General features: G+C 69.8%; 24 protein-coding genes. 18 read left to right on the top strand and 6 right to left on the bottom strand.

Translation table 11 applies throughout. The annotated features are described in order from the left end of the window. Positions 1-75 precede the first annotated feature (75 nt). Positions 76-1,530 carry a D-alanyl-D-alanine carboxypeptidase/D-alanyl-D-alanine-endopeptidase gene (locus DPQ65_RS11045; protein WP_114907372.1) on the top strand — a complete coding sequence of 485 codons (1,455 nt, stop codon included), beginning with the start codon at positions 76-78 and terminating at the stop codon, positions 1,528-1,530. Positions 1,531-1,570: 40 nt separating this feature from the next. Continuing rightward, positions 1,571-2,515 carry an aminoglycoside phosphotransferase family protein gene (locus DPQ65_RS11040; RefSeq protein ID WP_238146795.1) on the top strand — a complete coding sequence of 315 codons (945 nt, stop codon included), beginning with the start codon at positions 1,571-1,573 and terminating at the stop codon, positions 2,513-2,515. Positions 2,516-2,687: 172 nt separating this feature from the next. On the opposite strand, the gene DPQ65_RS11035 is transcribed toward DPQ65_RS11040, so the two are convergent. After that, positions 2,688-3,092: a hypothetical protein gene (locus DPQ65_RS11035; RefSeq protein ID WP_162802163.1), complete on the bottom strand. Its 405-nt coding sequence runs from the start codon at positions 3,090-3,092 to the stop codon at positions 2,688-2,690. Between the two features lie 128 nt (positions 3,093-3,220). On the opposite strand from DPQ65_RS11035, the gene DPQ65_RS11030 reads away from it, so the two are divergent. From DPQ65_RS11030 to DPQ65_RS10995, 8 genes are all read left to right on the top strand, one after another. Beyond that, positions 3,221-4,351 carry a zinc-dependent metalloprotease gene (locus DPQ65_RS11030; protein WP_238146794.1) on the top strand — a complete coding sequence of 377 codons (1,131 nt, stop codon included), beginning with the start codon at positions 3,221-3,223 and terminating at the stop codon, positions 4,349-4,351. Between the two features lie 7 nt (positions 4,352-4,358). Then, a complete protein-coding gene (tilS, locus tag DPQ65_RS11025; RefSeq protein WP_114907370.1) occupies positions 4,359-5,354 on the top strand; it encodes a tRNA lysidine(34) synthetase TilS in 996 nt (331 codons plus the stop codon). Between the two features lie 82 nt (positions 5,355-5,436). Continuing rightward, positions 5,437-5,988 carry a hypoxanthine phosphoribosyltransferase gene (hpt, locus tag DPQ65_RS11020; RefSeq protein WP_114907369.1) on the top strand — a complete coding sequence of 184 codons (552 nt, stop codon included), beginning with the start codon at positions 5,437-5,439 and terminating at the stop codon, positions 5,986-5,988. A 136-nt stretch (positions 5,989-6,124) separates the two neighbouring features. Beyond that, a complete protein-coding gene (gene ftsH, locus DPQ65_RS11015; protein ID WP_114907368.1) occupies positions 6,125-8,146 on the top strand; it encodes an ATP-dependent zinc metalloprotease FtsH in 2,022 nt (673 codons plus the stop codon). Between the two features lies 1 nt (position 8,147). After that, positions 8,148-8,717 carry a GTP cyclohydrolase I FolE gene (folE, locus tag DPQ65_RS11010; protein ID WP_114907367.1) on the top strand — a complete coding sequence of 190 codons (570 nt, stop codon included), beginning with the start codon at positions 8,148-8,150 and terminating at the stop codon, positions 8,715-8,717. 50 nt (positions 8,718-8,767) lie between these two features. Then, positions 8,768-9,583, top strand: a complete 816-nt coding sequence (gene folP, locus DPQ65_RS11005; RefSeq protein ID WP_114907511.1) for a dihydropteroate synthase — start codon at positions 8,768-8,770, stop codon at positions 9,581-9,583. Continuing rightward, positions 9,576-10,472: a 2-amino-4-hydroxy-6-hydroxymethyldihydropteridine diphosphokinase gene (folK, locus tag DPQ65_RS11000; RefSeq protein ID WP_114907510.1), complete on the top strand. Its 897-nt coding sequence runs from the start codon at positions 9,576-9,578 to the stop codon at positions 10,470-10,472. Before folP ends, folK begins: the two co-directional genes overlap by 8 nt. Continuing rightward, a complete protein-coding gene (locus DPQ65_RS10995) occupies positions 10,465-10,989 on the top strand; it encodes a DUF3180 family protein (protein ID WP_114907366.1) in 525 nt (174 codons plus the stop codon). Before folK ends, DPQ65_RS10995 begins: the two co-directional genes overlap by 8 nt. A 10-nt stretch (positions 10,990-10,999) precedes the next feature. Here DPQ65_RS10995 and DPQ65_RS10990 read toward each other — a convergent pair whose 3' ends face one another. Together DPQ65_RS10990 and DPQ65_RS10985 are read right to left on the bottom strand one after the other, a co-directional pair. After that, positions 11,000-12,154, bottom strand: a complete 1,155-nt coding sequence (locus DPQ65_RS10990) for an NADH-quinone oxidoreductase subunit D (RefSeq protein ID WP_114907365.1) — start codon at positions 12,152-12,154, stop codon at positions 11,000-11,002. 30 nt (positions 12,155-12,184) lie between these two features. After that, on the bottom strand, positions 12,185-13,156 hold the full coding sequence (locus DPQ65_RS10985; RefSeq protein ID WP_238146793.1) for an SAM-dependent methyltransferase: 972 nt from the start codon (positions 13,154-13,156) through the stop codon (positions 12,185-12,187). A 140-nt stretch (positions 13,157-13,296) separates the two neighbouring features. Here DPQ65_RS10985 and DPQ65_RS10980 point away from each other — a divergent pair, with 140 nt between their 5' ends. From DPQ65_RS10980 to DPQ65_RS10965, 4 genes are all read left to right on the top strand, one after another. After that, positions 13,297-13,854 carry a methylated-DNA--[protein]-cysteine S-methyltransferase gene (locus DPQ65_RS10980; RefSeq protein WP_114907363.1) on the top strand — a complete coding sequence of 186 codons (558 nt, stop codon included), beginning with the start codon at positions 13,297-13,299 and terminating at the stop codon, positions 13,852-13,854. A 127-nt stretch (positions 13,855-13,981) separates the two neighbouring features. Beyond that, positions 13,982-15,502 carry a lysine--tRNA ligase gene (gene lysS, locus DPQ65_RS10975; protein WP_202863087.1) on the top strand — a complete coding sequence of 507 codons (1,521 nt, stop codon included), beginning with the start codon at positions 13,982-13,984 and terminating at the stop codon, positions 15,500-15,502. 1 nt (position 15,503) lies between these two features. Next, the gene (locus DPQ65_RS10970) at positions 15,504-15,698 is read left to right on the top strand and encodes a lysyl-tRNA synthetase (protein ID WP_114907362.1); all 195 of its coding nucleotides are present in this window, start codon (positions 15,504-15,506) and stop codon (positions 15,696-15,698) included. A 213-nt stretch (positions 15,699-15,911) separates the two neighbouring features. Then, positions 15,912-16,244 (top strand): histone-like nucleoid-structuring protein Lsr2, encoded by a 333-nt coding sequence (locus tag DPQ65_RS10965; protein WP_114907361.1) that lies wholly within the window; start codon positions 15,912-15,914, stop codon positions 16,242-16,244. 83 nt (positions 16,245-16,327) lie between these two features. Here the strand turns inward: DPQ65_RS10965 and ligD (DPQ65_RS10960) are convergent, their stop codons facing one another. After that, positions 16,328-17,188: a non-homologous end-joining DNA ligase gene (gene ligD / locus DPQ65_RS10960; RefSeq protein ID WP_114907360.1), complete on the bottom strand. Its 861-nt coding sequence runs from the start codon at positions 17,186-17,188 to the stop codon at positions 16,328-16,330. Beyond that, the gene (gene ligD / locus DPQ65_RS10955; RefSeq protein WP_114907359.1) at positions 17,188-18,180 is read right to left on the bottom strand and encodes a non-homologous end-joining DNA ligase; all 993 of its coding nucleotides are present in this window, start codon (positions 18,178-18,180) and stop codon (positions 17,188-17,190) included. The genes ligD (DPQ65_RS10960) and ligD (DPQ65_RS10955) overlap by 1 nt, the downstream gene beginning before the upstream one ends. A gap of 17 nt (positions 18,181-18,197) precedes the next feature. Here ligD (DPQ65_RS10955) and ku point away from each other — a divergent pair, with 17 nt between their 5' ends. Next, entirely contained in the window at positions 18,198-19,181 is a 984-nt protein-coding gene (gene ku / locus DPQ65_RS10950) for a non-homologous end joining protein Ku (RefSeq protein WP_114907358.1), read from the top strand. Positions 19,182-19,250: 69 nt separating this feature from the next. Here the strand turns inward: ku and DPQ65_RS10945 are convergent, their stop codons facing one another. Next, positions 19,251-19,928, bottom strand: coding sequence for a hypothetical protein (locus tag DPQ65_RS10945; RefSeq protein WP_114907357.1), 678 nt, complete (start codon positions 19,926-19,928; stop codon positions 19,251-19,253). A 316-nt stretch (positions 19,929-20,244) separates the two neighbouring features. Between DPQ65_RS10945 and DPQ65_RS10940 the strand changes: the two genes are divergently transcribed. The 3 genes from DPQ65_RS10940 (at position 20,245) to DPQ65_RS10930 (ending at position 24,712) form a co-directional block, all read left to right on the top strand. After that, positions 20,245-22,779 (top strand): ATP-dependent Clp protease ATP-binding subunit, encoded by a 2,535-nt coding sequence (locus DPQ65_RS10940; protein WP_114907356.1) that lies wholly within the window; start codon positions 20,245-20,247, stop codon positions 22,777-22,779. An 85-nt stretch (positions 22,780-22,864) separates the two neighbouring features. Further along, positions 22,865-23,968, top strand: a complete 1,104-nt coding sequence (locus DPQ65_RS10935) for a lipid II:glycine glycyltransferase FemX (RefSeq protein ID WP_114907355.1) — start codon at positions 22,865-22,867, stop codon at positions 23,966-23,968. 168 nt (positions 23,969-24,136) lie between these two features. Further along, positions 24,137-24,712: a winged helix-turn-helix domain-containing protein gene (locus tag DPQ65_RS10930; protein ID WP_114907354.1), complete on the top strand. Its 576-nt coding sequence runs from the start codon at positions 24,137-24,139 to the stop codon at positions 24,710-24,712. Positions 24,713-24,865 lie beyond the last annotated feature (153 nt).

Below are 24,865 nucleotides of genomic sequence, written 5' to 3'. Positions count from 1 at the left end.
CGGATCGGAGGTTCTGTGATTACTCTTCTGGGAAGAGTTTCGTACACGAACGCGATTTCGCAGAAAGCAGGGCTCATGCTGGGACGGCGCCGGACCGCCGCTGCGTTGCTGGCGGTGGGACTAGCCCTGCCTGCAGGAGCAGCGTATGCCGAGGGGCTCGGTGATGGGGCGCGGGGGCCTGCATCGGTGGTCGCGTGGGGTGCGGATGATCCCGTGGCCGTTGCCCAGGGCGCAGCGCGCCCACAGATCGCCCCCGTCCCCGCCCCGGTGCTCGCGCCCGTGGTCGATGGTCTGCCGGTCAATGCTGAGGCTGTCGCCGAGGTCGTGACCGACGACCTGGAGAGCGACTGGTTGGGGGACCGCTCGCACGTGGGGGTCGCGGTCTTCGACGTCGCGACCGGCGAGAAGCTCTTCAGCAGGCTGGCCGAGCAGGGGCTCACCCCGGCGTCGACCACCAAGCTGCTGGCGGCGGCGGCGATCGTCAGCACGTTCCCGATGGATGAGCGCTTCGTGACGCGGGTGGTCACCGGACCAGAGCCAGACCAGATCGTGCTCGTCGCCGGTGGCGACATGATGCTGGCCCGGGGTGCAGGGGCCCCGGATGCCGTCGAGGGGCACGCCGGGCTGGGCGACCTCGCGGACCAGACGGCAGCGGCGCTGCGGCAGCGTGGTCTCGGCGTGGAGGGAGCGCAGGTCCGGCTGCGCCTGGACACCAGCTACGCCTCCGGGCCGATCCGGCCGGCGGGCTGGACCGACTACTGGCTCAACGAGGGGTTCACCGGGCCGATCACGATGCTGGGCCTGCAGGAGCACCGCGCGCTGCCCTACAACCCGGCGCCACGGGACCCAGCGCAGGAAGTGGCCATCGCGTTCCGTGCGGCCCTGACCGAACGTGGCATCGATGTCGGCGGTGGCCCCAGGACCGAGGTGCCGCGCGAGGTCGCCCGGGACGGAGCCGAGCTGCTGGGGGCGGTCGAGTCCGCTCCGGCCCGTGATGTCCTCTCCGAGGCGATGTCCAGCAGTGACAACGCGATGGTCGAGCAGCTGGCCCGTCAGGCCGCCGTAGCCGACGGTGCGAGCGCCGACCCGGCCACCGTCCGGGACTGGGTGGTGCAGCAGGTCGCCAGCTATGGCATCGACACGTCCGAGGTCACGATCTCGGACGTGTCCGGGCTGTCGGACGGCTCGCGCATCCCCGTCCAGGTCCTGGGGGAGCTCGTGGTGATCGGCGCCAACGGGAGCCACCCCGAGCTTTCGGAGGTGTTGGGCGAGCTGCCCGTCGCCGGCTACACCGGCACCCTGTGGGACCGGTTCCATCTCGACGTGCACGACCCGGCCGTGGGGGTGGCGCGGGCCAAGACCGGTTCGCTGCCCGGTGTCTCCTCGCTGGCTGGGCTCGTGGTCACCCGGGACGGTCGGCTTCTTGCCTACGCGATGATCGCCGACGACATCGGTCGTGATGGCGCGAGCCTGGAGGCCCGGTCGGTCATCGACACGATCATCGCCGAACTGGCTTCCTGCGGCTGCTGACGCCAGGTCGCGCGTCCGGTCGGTGTGTGAGGGTCATCCCGTGGCGACAACGGGTGCAGTGGTGAACCAGGCGGTCCAGAACAAGGCGCGGATGCACGGCGCCACCACCTGGCTGCAGGATGTGCCGGAGCTCCTGGCCGAGGTCGCCGCTGAGTGGGACCTCACGACCGGGTCAAGCTATGCCGACTCGACCGAGGCGCACGTCCTCGAGGTGACGACGGGTGAGGGTGTGCCGGCGGTGCTCAAGTTGCTGGTGCCCGGTGACCGCGGGCAGGCCGAAGGTCAGCCTGGAAGGCTGGGTGGTGCGGCCCGTCGTGAGATCACCGTGCTCCAACTGACCGACGGACACGGCTGTCCCCGGCTCCTGCGGCACGACGTGGCCCGGTCGGCCCTCCTGCTCGAGCGCCTCGGCCCGTCGATGCATGAGCTCCGGCTGCCCCTGGCCCAGCGACAGGACCTGCTGTGTGACGCGGCCCAGCGGGTCTGGCGCCCAGCCCCCGAGGCGGACCTGCCGAGCGGCGCTGAGAAGGGGCGCTGGTTGGTGGATTTCATCACGCACACCTGGGAGTCACTGGGCCGTCCGTGCCGCGAACGGGTCGTCGCGCACGCACTCGAGTGCGCCGCGCGCCGCATCGCCGCCCACGACGACGAACGGGCCGTGCTGGTCCACGGGGACGTCCACGAGTGGAACGCCCTGCGCGCTGCGGACGGCTTCAAGCTGGTCGACCCCGATGGGCTGCTCGCGGAGGCGGAGTATGACCTCGGGGTGCTGATGCGCGAAGACCCCGCAGACCTGCTCCACGGGGGTGACTGGGAGCGGGCGGGGCGTTTGGCTGACCGGACGGGCCTGGATGCCACAGCCACCTGGGAGTGGGGTGTGGTGGAGCGTGTCTCGACGGGGCTGCTCCTCCTGGCCATCGACCTGCCCGAGGTCGGCGCGGACATGCTGGCCGTCGCCGACCGAGTGTCCCGAGAGAGTCGCTGACGCGCCCGCTCCCGTGCGCTCGGTGGCCGGGGAAAGTCAGGTTCTGGTGCGCTCGGTGGCTGGGGAAGTCGGGTTCTGGTGCGCTCGGTGGCCGGGGAGGTCGGGTTCTGGTGCGCTCGGTGGCCGGGGAAGTCAGGTTTTGGTGCGCTCGGTGGGATGCTGCGGCGGAGATCTACTCCGGGGGGAGGTTGCGCGGAGGGAGGTGCCCCTGCCGGATCGCGGTGGCGACGTCCTGGATCGCTCGTCCGCTCTGGCTCCACGAACCGGCTGATTCCTCCCAGACCGGCGTCCAGTCCAGGCGTGCCTCGATCGTCCAGTGCCGGCCGAAGATCATCCGGCCGAGGAGCGCGAACGGCAGCACGAGCAGGACCAGCAGGATCTCCAGCCCGGCCACGACCGCCAGGAGGATCACGGGCAGGAACAGGATCAGCATGATGGCCGACAGCACCATGCTGATCGGGTCATCGCCGCCCGGCAGGTTCGGGAGCCAGTCGAAGGCGCCACGGACCCGACGGCGCCATGGCACCCAGCGGCGGCACACCCGCCACGTCTGTCCGCCCGGATCCTTGACCTTCACGGGGAGCACGGTACGCCGCCGGCCGCACAGCCGTCCGACGTTATCCACAGGAGCGTGCCAGCAGCTCGTCTGCCACCCGCAGGCGCCGCGGATGAGGTCCCAGCGGGCTCCGCCGATAGGTTGGCGGTATGACGGAGCAGCAGCGCAGCGACCTGAGCCGGATGCCCCAGGCCGACGGAGAAGGGCCCGCGGTGGGTGCCGACCATGCGGCGGGTGCCGACTATGTCGACTGGGAGTTTGCTGCGGCTGCCGGACGCCGACTCGCGCCGGCCGGCCCCAAGGCCGGTCGGGCACAGATCGAGCGGCTGGTCGCCGAGCTGCGCGAGGCCACCGAACGGGCCGTGGAGCCCGTGGCGCAGACCAGTGGCCTCCGTGCCCCGGAGGGTGCCTCGGCGCCCCTGGTCGTGGATCGCGCCGGCTGGATCGAGGCGAACGCGGTCTCACTGCGCGGCATGCTGTCACCGGTCCTGGACCAGGTGGCACAGCGCCGCACGAGCTCGGGGAAGCCGTCCCAGACCACCCAGCGGCTCGGCGGCCGGATGACCGGCACCGAGGTCGCCGGGATGCTGGCCTGGATGAGCACCAAGGTGCTGGGCCAGTTCGACCTGGCCCCTGGGGGCACCCCTCGCCTGCTGCTGGTCGCCCCCAACATCCTGGCCGCCGAGCGCGACCTCGGCGTCGACCCGACCGACTTCCGTCTCTGGGTCTGCCTGCACGAGGAGACCCACCGGGTGCAGTTCACGGCAGTGCCGTGGCTGCGGCAGCACCTCATCGACGCGGCGCAGGAGCTCGGGAGCCAGCTGGTCCCCGAGTCCGACCAGATGGGCCAGCGGCTCCAGGAGATCGTCTCAGCGCTGCCGGGTGTGGTCCGCGGCGAAACCGACATCACGCAGGTGCTGGCGACCCCGGAGCAGCGCGAGCGGTTGGCCGAGGTCACCGCCGTCATGTCGCTACTGGAGGGACACGCCGACGTGGTCATGGACGACGTGGGTCCCACGGTGATCCCGACCGTGGCCACCATCCGCACCCGCTTCCAGGAGCGCCGCAAGGGCTCCGGATCGATCGACCGCGTCCTGCGCCGGCTGCTCGGCCTCGACGCCAAGATGGCGCAGTACCGCGACGGTGCGGCCTTCGTCCGCTCGGTCATGGACCAGGTCGGACGGGACGGCTTCAACCGCGTCTGGGAGTCCCCGGAGACGCTGCCCCACGCCACCGAGATCGCCGACCCGGCCGCCTGGGTGCGCCGGGTCCACGGCTGAGCCCACCGTGGTCGGGCCGCCTCCCGACGTCGCCGCCACCCGCGTGGCGGTCCGCCGCACCCTCACCGCACTGGGTCTGAGCGGCCGACCTGTCCTGGTGGCCTGCTCCGGAGGCGCAGACTCCCTCGCCCTGGCGGCCGCCGCCGGCTTCGTGGTGCCCCGCGCCGGGGGCAGCATCGCCGGCGTCGTCGTCGACCACGGGCTGCAGGCGGGCTCGCACCAGGTCGCCGAGACCGCAGCCACCCAGTGCCGCGACCTGGGTCTGGACCCCGTCGAGGTGATCGCGGTGCAGGTCACCGGAGCCGGGGAGGGGCCGGAGTCGGCGGCGCGAGATGCCCGCTACACCGCTCTCGCCGCGGCCGCGACCCGCCTCGGCGCCGAGGCCATCCTGCTCGGGCACACCCGCGACGACCAGGCCGAACAGGTGCTGCTGGGGCTGGCACGCGGCTCCGGCACCCGCTCGCTGGCCGGGATGCCCCTCGAGCGGCCGGCACGCCCGGAGTCATCGGTCCGGCTCGTGCGTCCGTTCCTGTCCGTCCCGCGGGCGGCGACCGAGGGGACGTGCCGGGAGCTGGGGCTGACGCCCTGGGCCGACCCGCACAACGACGACGAGGTGTTCACCCGGGTCCGCGCGCGCCGGGTGCTCCCGGTCCTGGAGCGGGAGCTGGGCCCCGGCGTCGCTGCCGCCCTGGCCCGCACTGCCGACCTGCTCCGCGACGACGCCGAGGCGCTCGACGCAGCCGCGCACTCCGCATACCAGGCCCTGGGGGAGCCCCCCTGGCCGGTGACTGGGCTGCGCGAACTGCCCACAGCGATCCGGCGACGGGTCTGGCGCCAGCTGGCGCTGCGTCACGGGTCGCCCTCGGGGGCGCTCACCGGAGAGCACCTGCGTGCCGCCGACGCCCTGCTCACGCACTGGCGCGGGCAGGGACCGATCGACCTGCCCGGCGGGCTGCGCGTCCACCGACGTGGTGACCTGGTCTCGTTGTCGGGACCCCGCTGACGGACCGGCCCACGACCGGCGTGGCCCCGCAGCCATGGCCCGTTAGGGTGGGACCGCCCAACCCCCGACCGCAGGAGACGATGTGGACGCCGAGCACATGGGTGCCGACCTGGAGACGGTGCTGCTCACCGAGGAGCAGATCCAGGAGCGCCTGGCGGAGCTGGCCGCCGAGATCTGGGCGGACTACCAGGACAAGAACGTGCTCCTGGTGGGTGTGCTGAGGGGAGCCGTGGTGGTGATGGCCGACCTGATGCGGGCCCTGCCCGGCACGGCCGAGATGGACTGGATGGCGGTGTCCTCCTACGGCTCGGGCACCAAGTCCTCCGGTGTCGTGCGGATCCTCAAGGACCTCGACACCGACATCACCGACCGGCACGTGCTGATCATCGAGGACATCATCGACTCCGGCCTGACGCTGGGCTGGATCCGGTCCAACCTGGCCTCCCGCAACCCGGCCTCGGTCGAGATCTGCACCCTGCTGCGCAAGCCTGAGGCGGCCAAGGTGGAGATCGACGTCCGCTACGTCGGGTTCGACATTCCCAACGCCTTCGTGGTGGGCTACGGGCTGGACTTCGCTGAGAAGTACCGCAACCTACGCGTCGTGGGCACCCTCGCGCCGCACGTCTACTCCTGATCCCACCCCTGGGAACGGGCTGGACGGTGGCACCTGCTGGTCCGTCTGGAACACTGGGACAACCTGGGGCGTTGGTTGCACCAGACACAGGCTTTGACCGAGCAGGAGGACCGGGGCACGCCCGCCCCGACAGTTGATGAGCAAACAGCGCACGCGCGGACCCTGGGTGTGGATCCTGATGATCCTCGGCCTGGGGATCCTCTGGTACACCCTGATGATGCCGAGCGCCTACGAGCGCATCGACACCTCCGACGCCCTGGACCTGATCCGGGACGAGCAGGTGGCCGAGGTCACCCTCACCCCGGATCGGATGGACCTGGTCCTCAAGGAGGGGGAGACCTTCTCCGGCGGTGACGTCGAGGACGCCGACCGCGTCCAGGCCTTCTATGTCCCCTCCCGCGGCGACCTGATCATCTCGGAGTTCGAGGCGCACCCGCCGAGCGAGTCGATGACCGACGACCCGGCCCAGGGCAACTGGCTGACCTCGATGTTGATGACGGTCATCCCGCTGCTGCTGATCCTGGGGCTCTTCCTGTTCCTGATGACCCGCATGCAGGGTGGCGGCCGTGGCGTCATGCAGTTCGGCAAGTCCAAGGCCAAGCTGGCCACCAAGGACATGCCCAAGGTCACCTTCTCCGATGTCGCGGGCGCCGACGAGGCCGTCGAGGAGCTCCACGAGATCAAGGAGTTCCTGGCCGAGCCGCGCAAGTTCCTGGAGGTCGGAGCCAAGATCCCCAAGGGCGTGCTGCTCTATGGCCCGCCCGGCACCGGCAAGACCCTGCTGGCCCGTGCGGTCGCCGGCGAGGCGGGCGTGCCGTTCTACACGATCTCCGGCTCGGACTTCGTCGAGATGTTCGTCGGTGTCGGTGCCTCCCGCGTCCGCGACCTGTTCAAGGAAGCCAAGGAGAACGCCCCCGCGATCATCTTCGTCGACGAGATCGACGCCGTCGGACGCCACCGTGGCGCCGGCATGGGCGGCGGCCACGACGAGCGCGAGCAGACGCTCAACCAGCTGCTCGTGGAGATGGACGGCTTCGACGCCCACGCCAACGTGATCCTCATCGCCGCCACCAACCGGCCCGACATCCTGGACCCCGCCCTGCTGCGCCCCGGCCGGTTCGACCGGCAGATCGCGGTCGAGGCCCCCGACATGCTCGGCCGCCTGCACATCCTGCAGGTCCACGGCAAGGGCAAGCCGATGTCCCCGTCCGTCGACCTGATGGCCGTCGCGCGCCGCACCCCGGGCTTCTCCGGCGCCGACCTGGCCAATGTGCTCAACGAGGCGGCGCTGCTCACCGCGCGACGCAACGAGACCGTCATCGAGGACCACCACCTCGACGAGGCGATCGACCGCGTCATGGCCGGCCCGCAGAAGCGCAGCCGGATGATGAGCGCCAAGGAGAAGAAGATCACCGCCTACCACGAGGGCGGCCACGCCCTGGTGGCCGCGGCGATGCGCAACACCGACCCGGTGAGCAAGGTGACCATCCTGCCGCGCGGTCGTGCCCTGGGCTACACGATGGTGCTGCCGGCCGACGACAAGTACTCCACGACCCGCAACGAGCTGCTCGACCAGCTGGCCTACGCCCTGGGCGGCCGGGTCGCCGAGGAGATGGTCTTCCACGACCCGACCACGGGTGCCTCCAACGACATCGAGAAGGCCACCGGCCTGGCCCGCAAGATGGTCACCCAGTTCGGCATGAGCGAGCGCATCGGCGCGATCAAGCTCGGCTCCGCCGGTGGCGAGGTCTTCCTCGGACGGGACATGGGGCATGAGCGGGACTACTCCGAGGACCTGGCCGGTGTCGTCGACCAGGAGGTGCGCCGTCTCATCGAGGCCGCCCACGACGAGGCCTGGCACGCGCTCAACGACAACCGCCACATCCTGGACCGGCTGGTCCTGGAGCTCCTCGAGAAGGAGACGCTCAACGCGCCGGCGCTCGCCGAGCTCTTCTCCGACGTGCACCAACGGCCCGAGCGCCCGGTCTGGCTGAGCGCCGATCACCGCGGGGTCCACACCTCCGGCCCGGTGCTCACCGAGGCCGAGCGGCGGGCCATGGCCAACGGACACCAGCCCGGTGACCAGGGCCAGGAGCACCCACCCTCGCAGACGATCGAGGTCCCCGACGGCGGGTTCGTCGACGGTGGCGAGCACTGACATGGACTTCCCCCGGATCGAGGCGGCGGTCCGGGAGATCCTGATCGCGGTGGGGGAGGACCCCGACCGCGAGGGGCTGCGGGAGACCCCCGCCCGGGTCGCCCGGTCCTACGCCGAGATCTTCTCGGGGCTGCAGCAGGACCCGGAGACCGCGCTGTCGGCGAGTTTCGACGTGGCCCACGACGAGATGGTGCTGGTGCGCGACATCGCGATGTACAGCACCTGCGAGCACCACCTGGTGCCCTTCCACGGCGTGGCACACGTGGGCTACATCCCGGGCTCCGACGGTCGGGTCACAGGCCTGTCCAAGCTGGGCCGCCTGGTGGAGGTCTATGCCCGCCGACCCCAGGTGCAGGAGCGACTGACCACCCAGATCGCCCAGGCGCTCGAGGAGCACCTGCAGCCCCGGGGCGTGATCGTGGTCATCGAGGCCGAGCACCTGTGTATGTCGATGCGCGGGGTCCGCAAGCCCGGTGCCACGACGATCACCTCGGCCGTCCGGGGGCAGCTCACCCATCCCGCGACGCGGGCCGAGGCGATGAGCCTGATCCTCGCCGACCGGGGACGGTGACCGCCGCGGTGGCACCCGCTCTCCGGTCCTCCACCTCGCGCCCGCTCATCATGGGCGTGGTCAACGTGACGCCCGACTCCTTCAGCGACGGTGGCCGCTGGTTCGAGCCCTCGGCGGCCATCGAGCACGGCAACCTGCTGCTGGAGCAGGGCGCCGACCTGCTCGACGTCGGCGGTGAGTCCACCCGGCCCGGAGCCGGCCGGCCCTCCGAGGAGGAGGAGCTCGCGCGGGTCATCGGCGTCGTCCGTGCCCTCGCCGACCAGGGGGCACAGGTGTCGGTCGACACGATGCGCTCCCGGGTGGCGGCGGAGGCGCTGGAGGCGGGAGCCCAGCTGATCAACGACGTCTCCGGCGGCCTGGCCGATCCGCAGATGGCGCCGCTCGTCGCCTCCGCCGGGGTGCCCTTCGTGGCGATGCACTGGCGGGCGCACTCCGCGCAGATGGACCTGGAGGCGCGGTATGCCGATGTGCTGGCCGAGGTGATCGCCGAGCTCGAGCAGCGGGTCGCCGGACTGCTCGCGGCAGGGGTGGGCCGTGAGGCCATCATCCTCGACCCGGGGTTCGGGTTCAGCAAGGATGCTGGGCACAACTGGGCGCTGCTGGCTGGTCTGGAGCAGGTGGTCGCGCTGGGGCACCCGGTCCTGGTCGGCACCTCCCGCAAGCGGTTCCTCGGCAGGCTCGACCTGACCGCCGGCCCCGACGCCGAGCCCACTCCGCCGACCGAGCGGGACGCCGCCACCGCGGCGACCAGCCTGCTGGCCGCGCAGGCCGGTGCCTGGGCGGTCCGGGTCCACGACGTGCCCAGCACGCGGGACGCTCTGAGCGTCTGGGACAACGTCCGAGCCGCAGGCGGTGCCCGTGCCTGAGGCACCCGTCCCAGCCCAGCGCAGGCCGGACCTGATCACCCTGACCGGCGTGAGCGCATACGGCTATCACGGGGTGCTGGCGAGCGAGAAGACCGACGGGCAGGAGTTCTGCGTCGACCTGGCCCTTGAGGTCGACCTCTCGCGGGCCGCGGCCAGCGATGACCTGGCCCACACGGTCAACTACGCCGAGGTCGCGGCCGATGCGGTGGCGCTCCTGGCCGGCCCGAGCCAGGACCTCATCGAGACCGTCGCCGGGCAGATCGCTGACGCGACGCTGACCCGGCCGCTCGTGGAGGCCGTCGAGGTCACGCTCCACAAGCCGCACGCCCCGGTCGGGGTGCCGTTCGGTGACGTGACGGTGCGGCTGCGCCGGGAGCGCGACGTGCCCGTGGTGATCGCCCTCGGGGCCAACCTCGGCGCTGACCCGGCGGACGCCGTGGAGCGAGCGGCAGAACGGCTGAGCGCCCATCCCGGACTGCGCGAACTGGTGCTCTCACCCCTGTTCGAGACCGACCCCGTCGGCGGGCCGGAGCAACCGGTCTATCTCAATGCGGTGGCGCTGGCCCGCACCTCGCTCGCGCCGTGGCGGCTGCTGGCGGCGCTGCACGCGCTCGAGGCGGATTTCGGGCGGACCCGCGAGGTCCGGTGGGGGGCCAGGACCCTCGACCTGGACCTGATCCAGGTGGGGGTGCCCGGCACGCCGTCTGAGGCGGTCAGTCACGACCCGGAGCTGACTCTGCCTCACCCACGTGCCCGCGAGCGTGGCTTCGTGCTGGCCCCCTGGCACGCCCTCGACCCGGAGGCGGCCCTGCGGGTCGGCGAGGAGGTCGTCCCGGTGGTCGAGCTCCTCGCCAGCGTGAGCGGTCAGGGGGTGCGGCCCCGTGCCTGAGCAGTCGGGTTTCCGGGGCACCGCGGTCGCCCTCGTGGCTATCGCCTCGACCGTGGCGTGCGTGCTCCTGCTGCGTGGCTGGCAGGCCCTGGGCAACGGGGTTCCCGACGTGCCCTGGATCGCCACCGCCCCGCTCGCCCTGCTCATCCTGCTCGTGCTGGTCAGCGGGTGGCAGGTCCGGCGCTACGTGCGCTTCCGACGCACCGAGGACACGACCGCACGACCGCCCCAGCCGATCTCCCCGCAGCGCGCCCGCGGCACCCTGGTGGCCGCCCAGGCCGCGGCCCTCGGCGGTGGCGCGCTGATCGGGTGGTACCTGGCGATCGTCCTGCTCCACCTGCCCAACACCGACGTCGTCTCCGTGCGGGACCAGGCCATCCGGGCCGCGGTCTGCGCCGGGGTGGCGCTGCTGCTGACGCTCGCCGGCCTGCTCGCCCAGCACTGGTGCCGCCTGCCTCCTGGCGAGAACGACGATGAGGACGACGGGCCACCTCGAGGCATCTCCTACGTCTCCTGACGCCGCCGCGTCACTTGTCGATGTCGCCCACGACGAAGAAGGTCGAGCCGAGGATCGCGACCATGTCACCGATCAGTGCCCCCGGGAGCAGCTCGGAGAGCACCTGCACGTTGTTGAACGAGGCCGACCGCAGCTTCAGCCGCCACGGCACCTTGTCGCCGCGGCTCACCAGGTAGTAGCCGTTGAGGCCCAGGGGGTTCTCGGTGGCGAAGTAGTGCTCGCCCTCAGGCACCCGCAGCACCTTGGGCAGCTTGACGTCCATCGGCCCGTCCGGCAGGTCACGCAGCACGGCGGTGCATCGCTCGGCGAGGTCCAGGCTGACCTGCACCTGCTCCAGCAGCACCGAGAGACGGGCATAGCAGTCGCCGGCGGTGCGGGTCACGACCCGTCCCGGCCCGTCAGGACCGAACAGCTCGCCGTAGGCGAGGTAGGGCTCGTCGCGACGCAGGTCCACATCGACCCCGGAGGCCCGCGCGATCGGGCCGGACACGCCAAACTGCCGAACCTGCTCCGGGGTCAGCACCCCCACGCCGACGGTGCGGCCGCGCAGGATGGGGTTGTCCACCAGCATGGCCTCCAGGTCTGGTATCCGGCGCCGCACCGCTGCCACGGCCGCATCGACGCGGCCCAGCCACCCCTCGGGGATGTCCTCGCGCAGTCCCCCGATGCGGGCGATCATGTAGTGCATCCGGCCGCCGGAGATCTCCTCCATGACGGCCTGCAGCTCCTCGCGCTCCCGGAAGGCGTAGAAGATCGGGGTGATCGCGCCCAGCTCGAGGGGGTAGGAGCCCAGGAACATCAGGTGGTTGAGCACCCGGTTGAGCTCGGCCAGCAGCGTCCGGGTCCAGGTGGCCCGCTCCGGCACCTCCATGCCGAGCATGTGCTCGACGGTCAGTGCCACGCCGATCTCGTTGCTGAACGCCGAGAGCCAGTCGTGTCGGTTGGCCAGGACCATGATCTGTCGGTAGTCGCGCACCTCGAAGAGCTTCTCGGCCCCGCGGTGCATGTAGCCGACGATCGGTTCGGCTGCGACGATGCGCTCCCCGTCGACGGTGATCCGCAGGCGCAGCACACCGTGGGTCGCGGGGTGCTGTGGGCCGATGTTGAGCACCATCTCGGTGGTGCTGAGCCCAGCCGTCCCCAGACCGACGTCGAGCTCCCTCATGATGCGTTCCTGTGCGGCACCCTGCCCACGCTAGCCGAGGTCGCCGGTCGCGCGGAGCGTCCTGGCCCACCAGAAGTCACCGAGTCCGCCTGGGCGGGTCAGTGTCGCCAGGGCGTTGGCCCGGCTGAGCTGCTCCAGGTAGGCCGTGGGTCGGGCGCTGGAGAGTTCGTGCGGCGGCAGGGTGGGTCGGCCGAGCAGATCGTGCAGGGCCTCCCGCTGGGTGCAGAGCAGGTCGGCGCCGAGGGAGTCGACCGCGACGTGGGCGGTCAGGTCGCACGAGCCGTCCGGGACCGGCGGCACCTGCCCGCCGTGGCGGTAGCCGGTGAGCGTGCCCTCCTGGGGTCGGGCGTCGCGGCGGTGGCCGTAGTCGATGACCAGCACGACACCCTGCTCCACGCGCGAGACCAGGTCCGCGTAGGCCGCATCGCGGGCGAGTCCGACCTCGGCCCGGCCCACGTGGCCTGGCACATGACGGCTCAGCCAGTCGAGGTCGGCGCCGTCCACGGGCGGCCCGGTGCGCTCCGCACCGTCCGCGTTGACGAGCACGTCGCGCCACGCGCCGTCGTCCTCCCGGGTGACCACCGGGCAGGGCACGACGTCGAGCCACTCGTGGGCCACGACCAGCGTGCCCCGGAGGCCGGTCAGCTCGTCGGGGAGCCGCGCTCCGCCGGTGGAGTGACACCACTCGATGTCGGACGGCAGGTCCTCCGGTCGGTCCACGATGTCGACGCCGACCAGGTCGGCGACTCCAGAGGAGCCCTGGGTGCCGCGGAGCGCCCGCAGCTCGCGCAGCAGCTCCCCCCGGCCGGCAGCGACCTCGACGATCCTGGTCAGGGAGTGCCGCTCGGCCAGCGTCAGTAGGGCCTGCGCGAGCACGCGCCCACTGCTGCCCAGCCCTTGTGCCGACGTGGCGAAGTGCTCGGCCGGCGCGGACCGACGGTAGAAGCCGTCTGGTCCGTAGAGCGCCTGCTGCCACGCCACGTCCCACCGCTGCCAGCCCACGGGCCCAGTCTGACCCATTTTTGGGGAGATTCGGACCGGTCCTCGCCCATTTTTGGGGAGGTTCGGACCGGTGCTCGCGCATTCTTGGGAAGGTTCGGACCGCATCGGGCACTGTCCGCGCCCAGGTGCACCATGGAGTCATGCAGACACCGGCTCCCGATGGACCCTGGCTTGGGCCGGGCGAGCACAACACGCACCACGTGGTGGTGGACAGCCCGATCGAGGAGCTGACCCTGATCAGCGACGGACGGGCCCTCACCGGTGTCTACATGGCGGTGCACCAGCACACCGACCGCACCGGGTGGGGACGTCGCACGGCGCTCACCGACCCGGCCACCCCGAAGGTCCTGGTCGAGGCGGCGGGCCAGCTGTCGGCATACTTCGCCGGTGAGCTGACCGTCTTCGACCTCCCGCTGGCGCCCCGGGGCACCGACTTCCAGCGCCTCGTGTGGGCGAGGCTGCTGGAGATCCCGTTCGGGGTGACCAGCAACTATGGCGAGCTGGCGACGAGCCTGGGCAACCCCGGGGCCTCGCGGGCCGTCGGTCTGGCCAACGGACGCAACCCGATCTCGATCATCGTGCCGTGCCACCGCGTCGTCGGCTCGGCGGGTCAGCTGACCGGCTATGGCGGAGGGATCGAGCGCAAGCGCACGCTGCTCGCCCTGGAGAAGCGGGTGAGCGGGCAGACGCTCTGGTGAAGCCGACCCGATGTGTCGACCGGTGCCGCCGGACGCGGTCGCACCGGGCTCATGAGGTGCATCACCTTCCTGGTCATCTGCCGGTCGCCGGCTCGGGCGGAGCCGCTGCCCTGGGTACCCTGGACGGGTGACTGCCACCCCGACTCCTGAGCCCGCTGCCCCGATCGACGAGCACGCCTCCGACGTGCCCGAGCAGGTCCGGGTGCGCACGGACAAGCGGGCGCAGCTGCTCGCGGAGGGGCTTGAGCCCTACCCGGCGCATGTCCCGGTGACGCACACGGTCGCCGAGGTGCGCGAGCAGTGGGGGCACCTGGAGACCGGCGAGGAGACCACCGACGAGGTGGGTGTCTCGGGGCGCGTGGTCTTTGTTCGCAACACCGGCAAGCTGTGCTTCGCCACGATCCAGTCCGGGGACGGCACGCGGCTGCAGCTGATGATCAGCCTGGCCGAGGTCGGCGCGGAGTCGCTCGCGTCCTGGAAGGCGCTCGTCGACCTGGGCGACCACGTCTTCGTCCACGGCCGGGTGATCTCCAGCAGGCGAGGTGAGCTCTCCGTCATGGCGACCTCCTGGCAGATGGCAAGCAAGGCGCTGCGGCCGCTGCCGGTGCTGCACAAGGAACTGTCCGAGGAGCAGCGCGTGCGGCGGCGCTATGTCGACCTCATCGTCCGCGACGAGGCCCGGCAGATGGTCGTCAACCGGGCTGCGGTGATCCGGGCGATCCGGTCGGTGATGGAGGCCGACGGTTACATCGAGATCGAGACGCCTGTGCTGCAGGCCGTCCATGGTGGCGCGACCGCGAGGCCGTTCCACACTCACCTGAATGCCTTCGACCTGCCGATGACCATGCGGATTGCGCTCGAGTTGTATCTGAAGCGTGCCGTGGTCGGAGGCATCGAACGTGTTTATGAGATCGGTCGCGTCTTCCGCAATGAGGGAATCGACTCGACCCACAGCCCCGAGTTCACGATGCTCGAGGCCTATCAGGCCTATGGCGACCAGGTGACGATGGCAGACCTCACTCGGCGGATGGTCGTGGCTGCCGCCGATGCCGTGGGCTCTCGTCAGATCGAGACCGCTCTCGGTGTTGTCGACCTTGATGGAGAGTGGCGTTGGCTGCCCTTCTATGACGCCCTTTCCGCAGAAGTCGGCACCACCGTTGATGTTGAAACTGAGCTCACCGAGTTGTCCCGCATCGCGGCCGAGCGCGAGGTGCCCATCGATCCATCATGGGACGGGCCAATGGTCGCACTGGAGCTCTTTGGCGAATTGGTCGAGCCCACTATCGTGCAGCCGACTTTTGTCTGTGACTATCCGGAGGCCGCCCAGCCCCTGGCCCGCCAGCACCGGACGAAGCCGGGGCTGATCGAGGCGTGGGACCTCATCATCGCCGGCACGGAGCGTGGCACGGCCTTCACTGAGCTCATCGACCCTGTCATCCAGCGGGAGCGACTCACCGCCCAGTCACTCCTTGCGGCACAAGGCGATCCGGAGGCCATGCAGCTGGATGCCGACTTCCTGCGTGCCCTCGAGCACGCGGCGCCGCCGATGGGTGGAGTCGGCATCGGCATCGATCGGATCTTGATGCTTCTGACGGGGACCGGCATCCGCGAGACGATTCTGTTCCCCTTTGTGAAACCGGAGGCCTGAGATGGCACTGTGGGACACCGTGTGGCCGATTCTTGCGGCACTCATCCCGTCGGCGGGACTGCTCGCGCTGTTCTTCTTCATTCTCAAGCGCATCCTCGAAGCTGATCGGCGTGAACGGGCGGCCGAGCGAAAGTGGGATGCCGAACGGGCTGCCCTGCGAGATGGTTCGGCAGGCAGGGGATCTGAGCAGGACTGACGCCTGAGCTGGCATGGGCTATTCGCCCGCTCGGTGGCCGGACCGTACAGCAACTCGTTGTGAGCAACCTGTGAGCCAAGCCTTTGGGAGCCCTGGAGTGAGGCTGGAGTTGTTCAACGCGCAAATTGTTTTGCTCTCCTGCTATCTTTAGCAGTAGATTGCATTGGTCGCGCATTGACGCGACTATCAGACGCAGGCAACGGAGGAGAGCGCATGGCCCAGCGAGTTCAGGTAATTCTGGTTGACGATATGGATGGTGGCGAGGCAACCGAGACGGTCGAGTTCGCCCTTGACGGTGTGACCTACGAGGTCGATCTGTCCAACGCCAATGCGGCCAAGCTGCGCGACAGCCTGGCCCAGTGGATCGGCGTGGCGCGGCGTTCCGGTGGCCGTCGGCAGACGCGACGTCGTTCCGGTGGCGCTTCCGGTGCATCACGCGAGGAGCTCGCCAAGATGCGCGCGTGGGGCCGGGAGAACGGCTTCAGCGTGAGCGACCGCGGTCGCGTGTCCAAGGAGTTGCAGGACGCCTTCGCAGCGGCGCACTGACCACCTGCGCAGCGACCTCGAACCGGCTCGGTCCCCTCAGGGGCCGGGCCGGTTCGTCGTCCCGGGTGGAGCCGACCGGGGGCTCACTCAACATCGTGGAACGGGACCTGCCGGAGATCAGCCGCTCCTGCGGCGGCCTCCTCGATCTCCTGCCAGGAGCGCGGTGCAGCCACGTTGGGCTGCTCGCGTCCGCGCATCGACAGTGGACAGATGGTGGTCTTGGCGGCATTGTTCTGCGACCAGTCCAGGAAGATCTTGCCGCTGCGCTTGGCCTTCGTCATCTGCCAGAGCACCAGGTCGGGGTGCTGCTCGGTGAGCTGCTGGGCCAACGCCTTGGTCACGGCGCTGACCTCATCGGAGCTGCGCGCGCCATCGAGCTCGGCGTAGAGCTGCATGCCCTTGCTGCCGCTGGTGACCGGTCGGCACTCCAGCCCCACGGATGACAATCGCTGCTGCACCAGGAGAGCCACCCGCGCGCACTCGGTGAGGCCCGCGCCCGGGCCCGGGTCGAGGTCGATGACGAGCCGGTCCGGAGGCTGCGGTGCGCCGGCCTCGTCCACTCGCCACTGCGGCACGTGCAGCTCGAGGGAACCGAGGTTGACCAGATAGACCAGCGCTGCCAGGTCCGTGACCAGCGGATAGGTGACGGTGGCCCGGCCGGAGCGGGAGCCGTGCCCGGTGATGGTCACGCGAGGCAGCCAGTCCGGCACGCCGCTGGGCACGTTCTTCTCGAAGAAGCTCTCGCCGCCGACCCCGTGCGGCCAGCGGATCCGGGTGACCGGACGGCCGGCCAGCTCCGGCAGCAGCCGGTCGGCGACCTGGACGTAGTAGTTGAGCACCTCACCCTTGGTCGTACCCGTGGCGGGATAGAGCACCTTGTCCAGGCTGCTCACCCGCAGGGTCCGGCCCGCGACGTGCACGCTCTGCACCTCACCGGTGGCCATCAGTCCTCCTGTTCGCGCTCGGTGGCGGTTCCGTCGGCGTCCGCGGCAGATGCCCCGGCCAGGTCCGCAGGCGTGAGATCACTGCGCCACCCCTTGTAGGCCGGCTGGCGCAGTCGTCCGCCCGTGGTGGTGCCGAGCGAGGCGATCTCCACCACCAGCTGCGGCCTCACCCAGGTCGCCCCCGCGCGATCCGGTCCCGGCACCTCGTCCACGAAGGGACACGGGCCCGTCGGCACGGTGGCGATCAGCTCGGCCAGACGCGCTCCGGCTCTCCCGGCCAGCCCACTGCCGACCCGACCTCGAAAGGTAAGCCCTCCTGGCACCGGGTGGCCCACGAGCAGGGAGCCCAGGCGGTTGCGACCGGTCTCGGGGCGCCACCCACCCACGACCAGACTGTCCGTGCCGCGGTGCGGGAACTTGAGCCAGTCCGTGCTCCGCACTCCCGGCTGGTAGGTGCTGGTGACGCGCTTGCTGACGACTCCCTCGAGCCCCTGCTCAGCCGTCGCGCGCCACAGCCCCGGCCCATCTGCATACTGCGGTGAGACCTGCCAGCGCGAGCGGTCCGGGAGGATGTCCTCCAGAGCCGATCGACGGGCCGACCAGGGGAGCGGGGTCAGGTCCAGTCCGTCGAGCCCCACCAGGTCGAAGGCGAGGTAGGTCGTGGGGCGGCGGCCGGCGAGCAGGCGCGCCTTCGCTGCCGAGGTGGTGTGCACCCGCTCGACCAACTGGCTGAAGGATGGCGCCCCGTCGACGAAAGCAACGGCTTCCCCGTCCAGCACCAGGTCGTGACCCAGCCCGGCCAGCCCCGCCAGCTCCGGGAAGGCGATGGTCACATCGCGCTCGCTGCGGGTGGTCAGGCGCAGCTCGCCGTCCTGCACCCGCGCGATCAGCCGGATGCCGTCCCACTTGATCTCATGGGCCCAGCCCTCGCCTCCGGGCACCTCGGCCCGGTCGGCCGTGCCGGGGCCCGGGGTGGCGAGCATGGGTCTCATGGGTCCATCCTGTAACAGTGAGAGCGATCTGGAAGGGTGCCGTCTCGTTCGGACTGGTGAATGTGCCGGTCCGGCTGTACTCGGCGACCGAGAACCATGACCTGAGCTTCCACCAGGTGCGCCGGTCCGACGGCAGTCGGATCCGCTACAAGCGGGTGGCGCAGGCCGACGGCGAGGAGGTGCCCTACAAGGAGATCGCCAAGGCCTATGAGACCGAGGACGGCAAGTCCGTGATCCTCACTGACGAGGACTTCGCCTCGCTGCCGAACCGCTCGAGCAAGGAGATCTCGGTCGAGCGGTTCGTGCCGATCGAGCAGATCGACCCGATCCTCTACGACAAGGCCTATTACATCGAGCCCGACGCGATGGGGGCCAAGGCCTACGGCCTGCTCCGGGAGGCGCTGCGCGAGAGCGAGCGGGTGGCGGTCGTGACGGTGTCGGTGCGCACACGGATGACGATGGCGGTGCTTCGGGTGATCGACGAGGCGATCGTCCTGCAGACCCTGCTGTGGCCCGACGAGGTCCGCGACTCCGGTCAGCTCAACAACCTCGACGAGGTCACCGAGCCCAAGGACTCCGAGGTCGCGATGGCGCGCATGCTCGTCGACTCGATGGCCGGTGACTTCGAGCTCGAGGAGCACGAGGACGACTACCAGATCGCGGTGGAGGCCTTGGTGCGGTCCAAGATCGAGGGTGGCGAGGTCACCGAGTCCCCCGACCAGGGTGAGGAGGAGGAGTCCGGCGAGGTCGTCGACCTGCTGGCCGCGCTGCAGCGCAGTGTCGACCGCGCCAAGTCAGCTCGAGGTGAGGATGCCTCTGACGAGGAGGACACGGGCACCGCCAAGAAGACCGCTGCCAGGAAGACTCCGGCCAAGAAGGCCGCGCCCAAGAAGACCGCTGCCAAGAAGACGGCCTCAGGCAAGACCAGCACCAAGAAGTCGACAAGCAGCAAGACCGCGAAGAAGTCCTCGAGCAAGACGTCGGCCAAGAAGGCCGGCTGAGCGAGGGAACGACCCCGGGGGGCCCGCCACAGGTCCCTCGGTCAGTGGTCCAGCGGCAGGAGTTGAGCCTCAGGGGGCCGTGGTGGTCTCTGCGTCGTCCCCCGGCGCCTGGGTCTGGGCGCCCTGATCGGTCTCCTCGATATTGCTCGGGCTGCACCCGACGCCCTGGTCCATCTCCTGCACCAGGCGGTTCAGCGCCTCGACCAACCCGCCGTTGGCAGCGCCCTCGGTGTCCAGCTGGGCCCGGGCCACGAAGACGTAGGGCACCTCGGTCGCCTCGTCACCGGCGTTGGGTGCGGCCTTACAGGGCACGACCGAGACGGCCAGGGTGTTGGCGACATAGGAGACGCCCAGGTAGGGCGGCCCGGGGACATTGCCCTCGAGGGCCTTGACCTCAGCGAGTATCTCGTCGGCCAGGTTGGGGATGTTGCGGTGCATGGACAGGCTCAGCGCGACCTCGGTGCCGCCGTCCTCCGTCGGGACCATGACATCGCACTGGTACTCGTCCTCGGTCTCCAGCACCGCCGCCTCCCGGGCGACGTCTGCCCGACCGTCGGTGGCGGCGTCGACCGTCTCGCTCTCGAAGAGCCGGCAGAACCAGTCCGGGTCCGCTGGGGCCGCGCCCTCGGTAGTCGGGGCGGAGGACGAGGAGGTGGTGTCCGGCTCCTCCTCCCCAGAGGTGCACCCCGCCAGGGCTGTGGCGGCGAGCAGCGTGAGGGACAGGGCGGCCGTGGTGCGACGGTGCATGGCGGGTGAACTCCTTGTCGGCCCGGGGGCCGTGGCGGGTGGTGCAGCAGGGATTATGAACCACCTTCCTGAGCGTTGCCCAGCCAGCACGAACTGACGGCTGAGGGCTACGGCGCCGGAGGCTGTCAGCAGGGGGACCGCATTCCCTGCACAGTGCTACGCCGAGGGCGAACAGGGGCCCCCATAGGGCCTTCCTGTGGAACAGTGCTCCGCACGATCGCGTTGGGCACAGCAGACGCAAGTAGCATCAGGGTATGGCGTGTGTGGCGAGGACCGCCCGCAGTGCGTCTGCCCGGATCGATTGTCAGGAGTGACGATGTTCGAACGGTTTACCGACCGCGCCCGCCGAGTGGTGGTGCTCGCGCAGGAAGAAGCGCGGATGCTCAACCACAACTACATCGGCACTGAGCACATCCTGCTCGGCCTGATCCACGAGGGAGAAGGGGTCGCAGCCAAGGCGCTGGAGACCCTGGACATCTCGCTGGATGCTGTCCGTGAGCAGGTGCAGGAGATCATCGGCCAGGGCCAGCAGTCGCCCACGGGCCACATCCCCTTCACGCCCCGTGCCAAGAAGGTCCTCGAGCTGAGCCTCCGTGAGGGGCTGCAGCTCGGCCACAACTACATCGGCACCGAGCACATCCTGCTCGGGCTGATCCGCGAGGGCGAGGGCGTGGCCGCCCAGGTGCTCATCAAGCTCGGAGCCGATCTCAACCGGGTGCGCCAGCAGGTCATCCAGCTGCTCTCGGGCTACCAGGGCAAGGAGGCCGCCACCGCAGGTGTCGGCGCCGGGGCCCAGGAGGGCACCCCCGCGGGGTCGCTCGTCCTCGACCAGTTCGGTCGCAACCTGACCCAGGCGGCCCGCGAGGGCAAGCTCGACCCCGTCATCGGTCGTCAGCAGGAGATCGAGCGGGTCATGCAGGTGCTGTCCCGCCGGACCAAGAACAACCCGGTCCTGATCGGTGAGCCCGGCGTGGGCAAGACGGCTGTTGTCGAGGGGCTGGCCAGCGACATCGTGCGCGGCGAGGTCCCCGAGACGCTGAAGGACAAGCAGCTCTACACCCTCGACCTCGGCTCGCTGGTGGCCGGTTCGCGCTACCGCGGTGACTTCGAGGAGCGGCTCAAGAAGGTGCTCAAGGAGATCCGCACCCGCGGTGACATCATCCTGTTCATCGACGAGATCCACACGCTCGTGGGAGCCGGTGCCGCAGAGGGCGCGATCGACGCCGCCAGCATCCTGAAGCCGATGCTCGCCCGCGGCGAGCTGCAGACCATCGGCGCCACCACGCTGGATGAGTACCGCAAGCACATCGAGAAGGACGCAGCGCTCGAGCGGCGGTTCCAGCCGATTCAGGTCAACGAGCCCACGCTGAGCCACGCCATCGAGATCCTCAAGGGGCTGCGCGACCGTTATGAGGCGCACCACCGGGTCTCGATCACGGACAGCGCCCTGGTCGCTGCCGCGACGATGGCCGACCGCTATGTCAATGACCGCTACCTGCCGGACAAGGCGATCGACCTGATCGACGAGGCCGGTGCCCGGTTGCGGATCCGCCGGATGACCGCGCCGCCGGACCTGCGGGAGTTCGACGACAAGATCTCGCACGCCAAGCGCGAGAAGGAGTCGGCGATCGATGCCCAGGACTTCGAGAAGGCGGCCCGTCTCCGGGATGAGGAGCACAAGCTCACCCAGGCCCGGGCCGAGCGGGAGAAGGAGTGGAAGTCCGGCGACATGGACGTCGTCGCCGAGGTCGACGAGGAGCTGATCGCCGAGGTCCTCGCCGCGGCCACCGGCATCCCGGTGATCAAGCTGAGCGAGGAAGAGTCCAGCCGCCTGCTCAACATGGAGGAGGAGCTGCACAAGCGGATCGTCGGCATGAACGAAGCCATCTCGGCCCTGTCCCAGGCGATCCGGCGCACCCGTGCCGGGCTGAAGGACCCGCGGCGCCCCGGTGGTTCGTTCATCTTCGCCGGCCCCACCGGTGTCGGCAAGACCGAGCTGGCCAAGACGCTGGCCGAGTTCCTGTTCGGTGACGAAGACTCGTTGATCACCCTCGACATGTCCGAGTACTCCGAGAAGCACACCGTGTCCCGGATGTTCGGCTCGCCCCCCGGCTACGTCGGCTACGAGGAGGGCGGTCAGCTGACCGAGAAGGTCCGGCGCAAGCCGTTCTCTGTCGTGCTCTTCGACGAGGTCGAGAAGGCCCACCCCGACATCTTCAACAGCCTGTTGCAGATCCTGGAAGACGGTCGACTGACCGACGCCCAGGGCCGCGTGGTGGACTTCAAGAACACCGTCATCATCATGACGACCAACCTCGGCACCCGCGACATCGCCAAGGGCATCGCGCTCGGCTTCTCCGGCGGCAACGACGGCAGCAGCGACTACGAGCGCATGAAGAACAAGGTGCAGGACGAGCTGAAGCAGCACTTCCGTCCCGAGTTCCTCAACCGTGTCGACGACACCATCGTCTTCCCGCAGCTCTCGCAGGACGAGATCGTGCAGATCGTCGACCTGATGGTCGCCAACCTGGACGAGCGCCTCAAGGACAAGGACATGGGCCTGGAGCTCACGCCCACGGCCAAGAAGCTGCTCGCCCTCAAGGGGTATGACCCCGTGCTCGGTGCCCGGCCGCTGCGCCGTGCGATCCAGCGCGAGATCGAGGACGCACTGTCCGAGAAGATCCTCTACGGCGAGCTGTCGCCCGGCCAGATCGTCCTGGTGGACGCGACGGCCGAGGACAAGACCGGCGAGTTCACCTTCACCGGTGAGCAGAAGTCGCAGACGCCGGACACCGTCCCGGTGGAGGCGTCCGGAGTCGGTGGGAGCGAGCCCGGCCAGGCCGAGGCCTGATCCGACACGCCAGAGCAGCCACCCGCCGTGCACAGTGCACGGCGGGTGGTCTGTTGTGCGGCCCCTGATGACCTAGATTTGGGGTGTGCCCCTCCATCTTCACGAGTCCGAAGACCCCCGTGCGTTCAATGACGTCGTCGCCTCCCTGCCCCTGAGCAGCCCGCTCCAGGGGTGGGGCTACGGTGAGGCCCGACGTGTTCTGGGCCAGCATCCTCGTCGGTTCCTGATTCGTGACCACCGAGGGAGCACCGTCGGAGCCGTCCAGCTGCTCCGCAAGCCACTGGTGCCCGGCGTGAGCGTTCTCTACGCACCTCGAGGACCTGCCCTGGAGTCCCTCGACCTGCTGTCCGACCTCGCTGAGCCGTTCCGGGCACTCGCCAAGCGCACCGACGCCTACCTCAAGGTGGAGCCCCCCAAGCCGGTCGAGGTCGGGCGACCGGACGACCTGACCACCGTGGACTTCGAAGCCGACCAGGCCACCATCCCCGAGGTCATCGGTCCGTTCCAGAGGTCGCAGACCGAACAGCCCGAACACACCATCCTCGCGGACCTGAGGGAGAACGAGGACGACCTCTTTGCCGGACTGCACAAGATGGCGCGACGCAACGTGCGCACTGCGGAACGGATGGGTGTCACTGCGGGTCGGGACGACGACTTCGAAGCCTTCTGGCAGATCTTCTCGGCCACCAACGAACGGGCGCAGCTGGGTGCCTTCCCCCGCGCCTACTACGAGACGCTGCGGGAGGCGGGCAACCAGTTCGGTGGGGAGACCTATACCGTCCTGTCTCGGCACGAGGGGAAGGCGCTCGCCGGTGGCTTCTTCCTCGGCCTCGGCGACACCACGGCCTACCTCTACGGCGGGAGCATCCGAGACGAACGGCCGCCGACGAACGGCGACAAGCGCAAGGACGCGAAGGCCCCGGACGCCTTCTACTGGAACGCCATGCTCGACGCCAAGGAACATGGCTACGGCACCTTTGACTTCTGGGGGGTCCCGCGCCGACTCGATGAGTCCAAGCACTCGTTCGGCGTCTTCAAGATGAAACTCAAGTTCAGCACCCACCGGGTCTGGTTCCCGGCCTATGACCTGCGCCTCTCACCGCTGGCCCAGCCGCTCGTCAAGGCGTTGCGGGTGCGGAAGAACCTGCTCAACAAGCGCACCCGGGGCACCACTGACGACATTCTGTGACCGAGCGGCTCCACTGCACTCCTGGTCGCGTGGACGGCAGGAGGAACCCAATCCTTGGCCACCCTCGGGTCAATTCTGGGTCAAACCCCTTGTCCCGAGGCGCTCGCATGCAGGTAAATAGAAGGAAGCACCCAGGGGACGGGTGGCAGGGCACGGGGAGGTTCGGTCATGGAACACGTTGTCCATACCGCCGAGTCCGGCCACAGCACCGAGCCGGAGCCCCTCGTCCTGATTGTTGCCGACACTGCTGAGCAGCGGCTCGCGCTGACTGCTGGGCTGTCCGCGCAGACGCCGATTCTGCTCGCCACCGACATCACGGAGGCACGTCGGGTGCTGGCCCACCTGCCTGGCGCCTCAGGGCGCGGCAGGCGAGCCGAGCCGGGCGCTGCGAGTCGGTCACACACGGCCGGGCGGCCACCCGGGGTGCCGTTGCGGCTCCGCGAGGACCGGCTCTCCGCGGTGATGGCCGACCGGGAGGTCCAGCTCACCCGGCTGGAGTTCGCCCTCCTGCGCTACCTCGTCCCGCGCGCCGGTCAGGTCGCGACCTTCGAACAGCTCTCCCAGGTGGGCTGGCACACGGCCTATCTGGGCAACGGCGCACACATGCATGCTGCGATCGGCCGCCTGCGCAGCAAGTTGGCCGATCTCGGCGCGCCGGTGCTCCTCGAGGCTGTTCGGGGCCTTGGCTTCCGGCTCATCCCGCACCCGCCCTCGGGTGTGTCCAGGGAGGCCCTCGGCAGCTGACCGCCTGCCTCCGCGCCGCCCGAGCTGGGCGGCCATTTCGTGTTGCCTTCCGCAATACCGTTGTCCACCAGATGTTTACGTTGTCTACATTTTGCCTACGTGGTGTCGTTGTAGCGCTCTCAGGGTTTTCCTAGGTTCGGTTGATAACCGGGG

The organism is Ornithinimicrobium murale, from assembly GCF_003352835.1.
GTDB classification, from domain to species: Bacteria; Actinomycetota; Actinomycetes; order Actinomycetales; family Dermatophilaceae; genus Ornithinicoccus; species Ornithinicoccus muralis.
The sequence above is the reverse complement of the archived record's forward strand: the minus strand, read 5'-3'. Positions and strand labels throughout refer to the sequence as shown.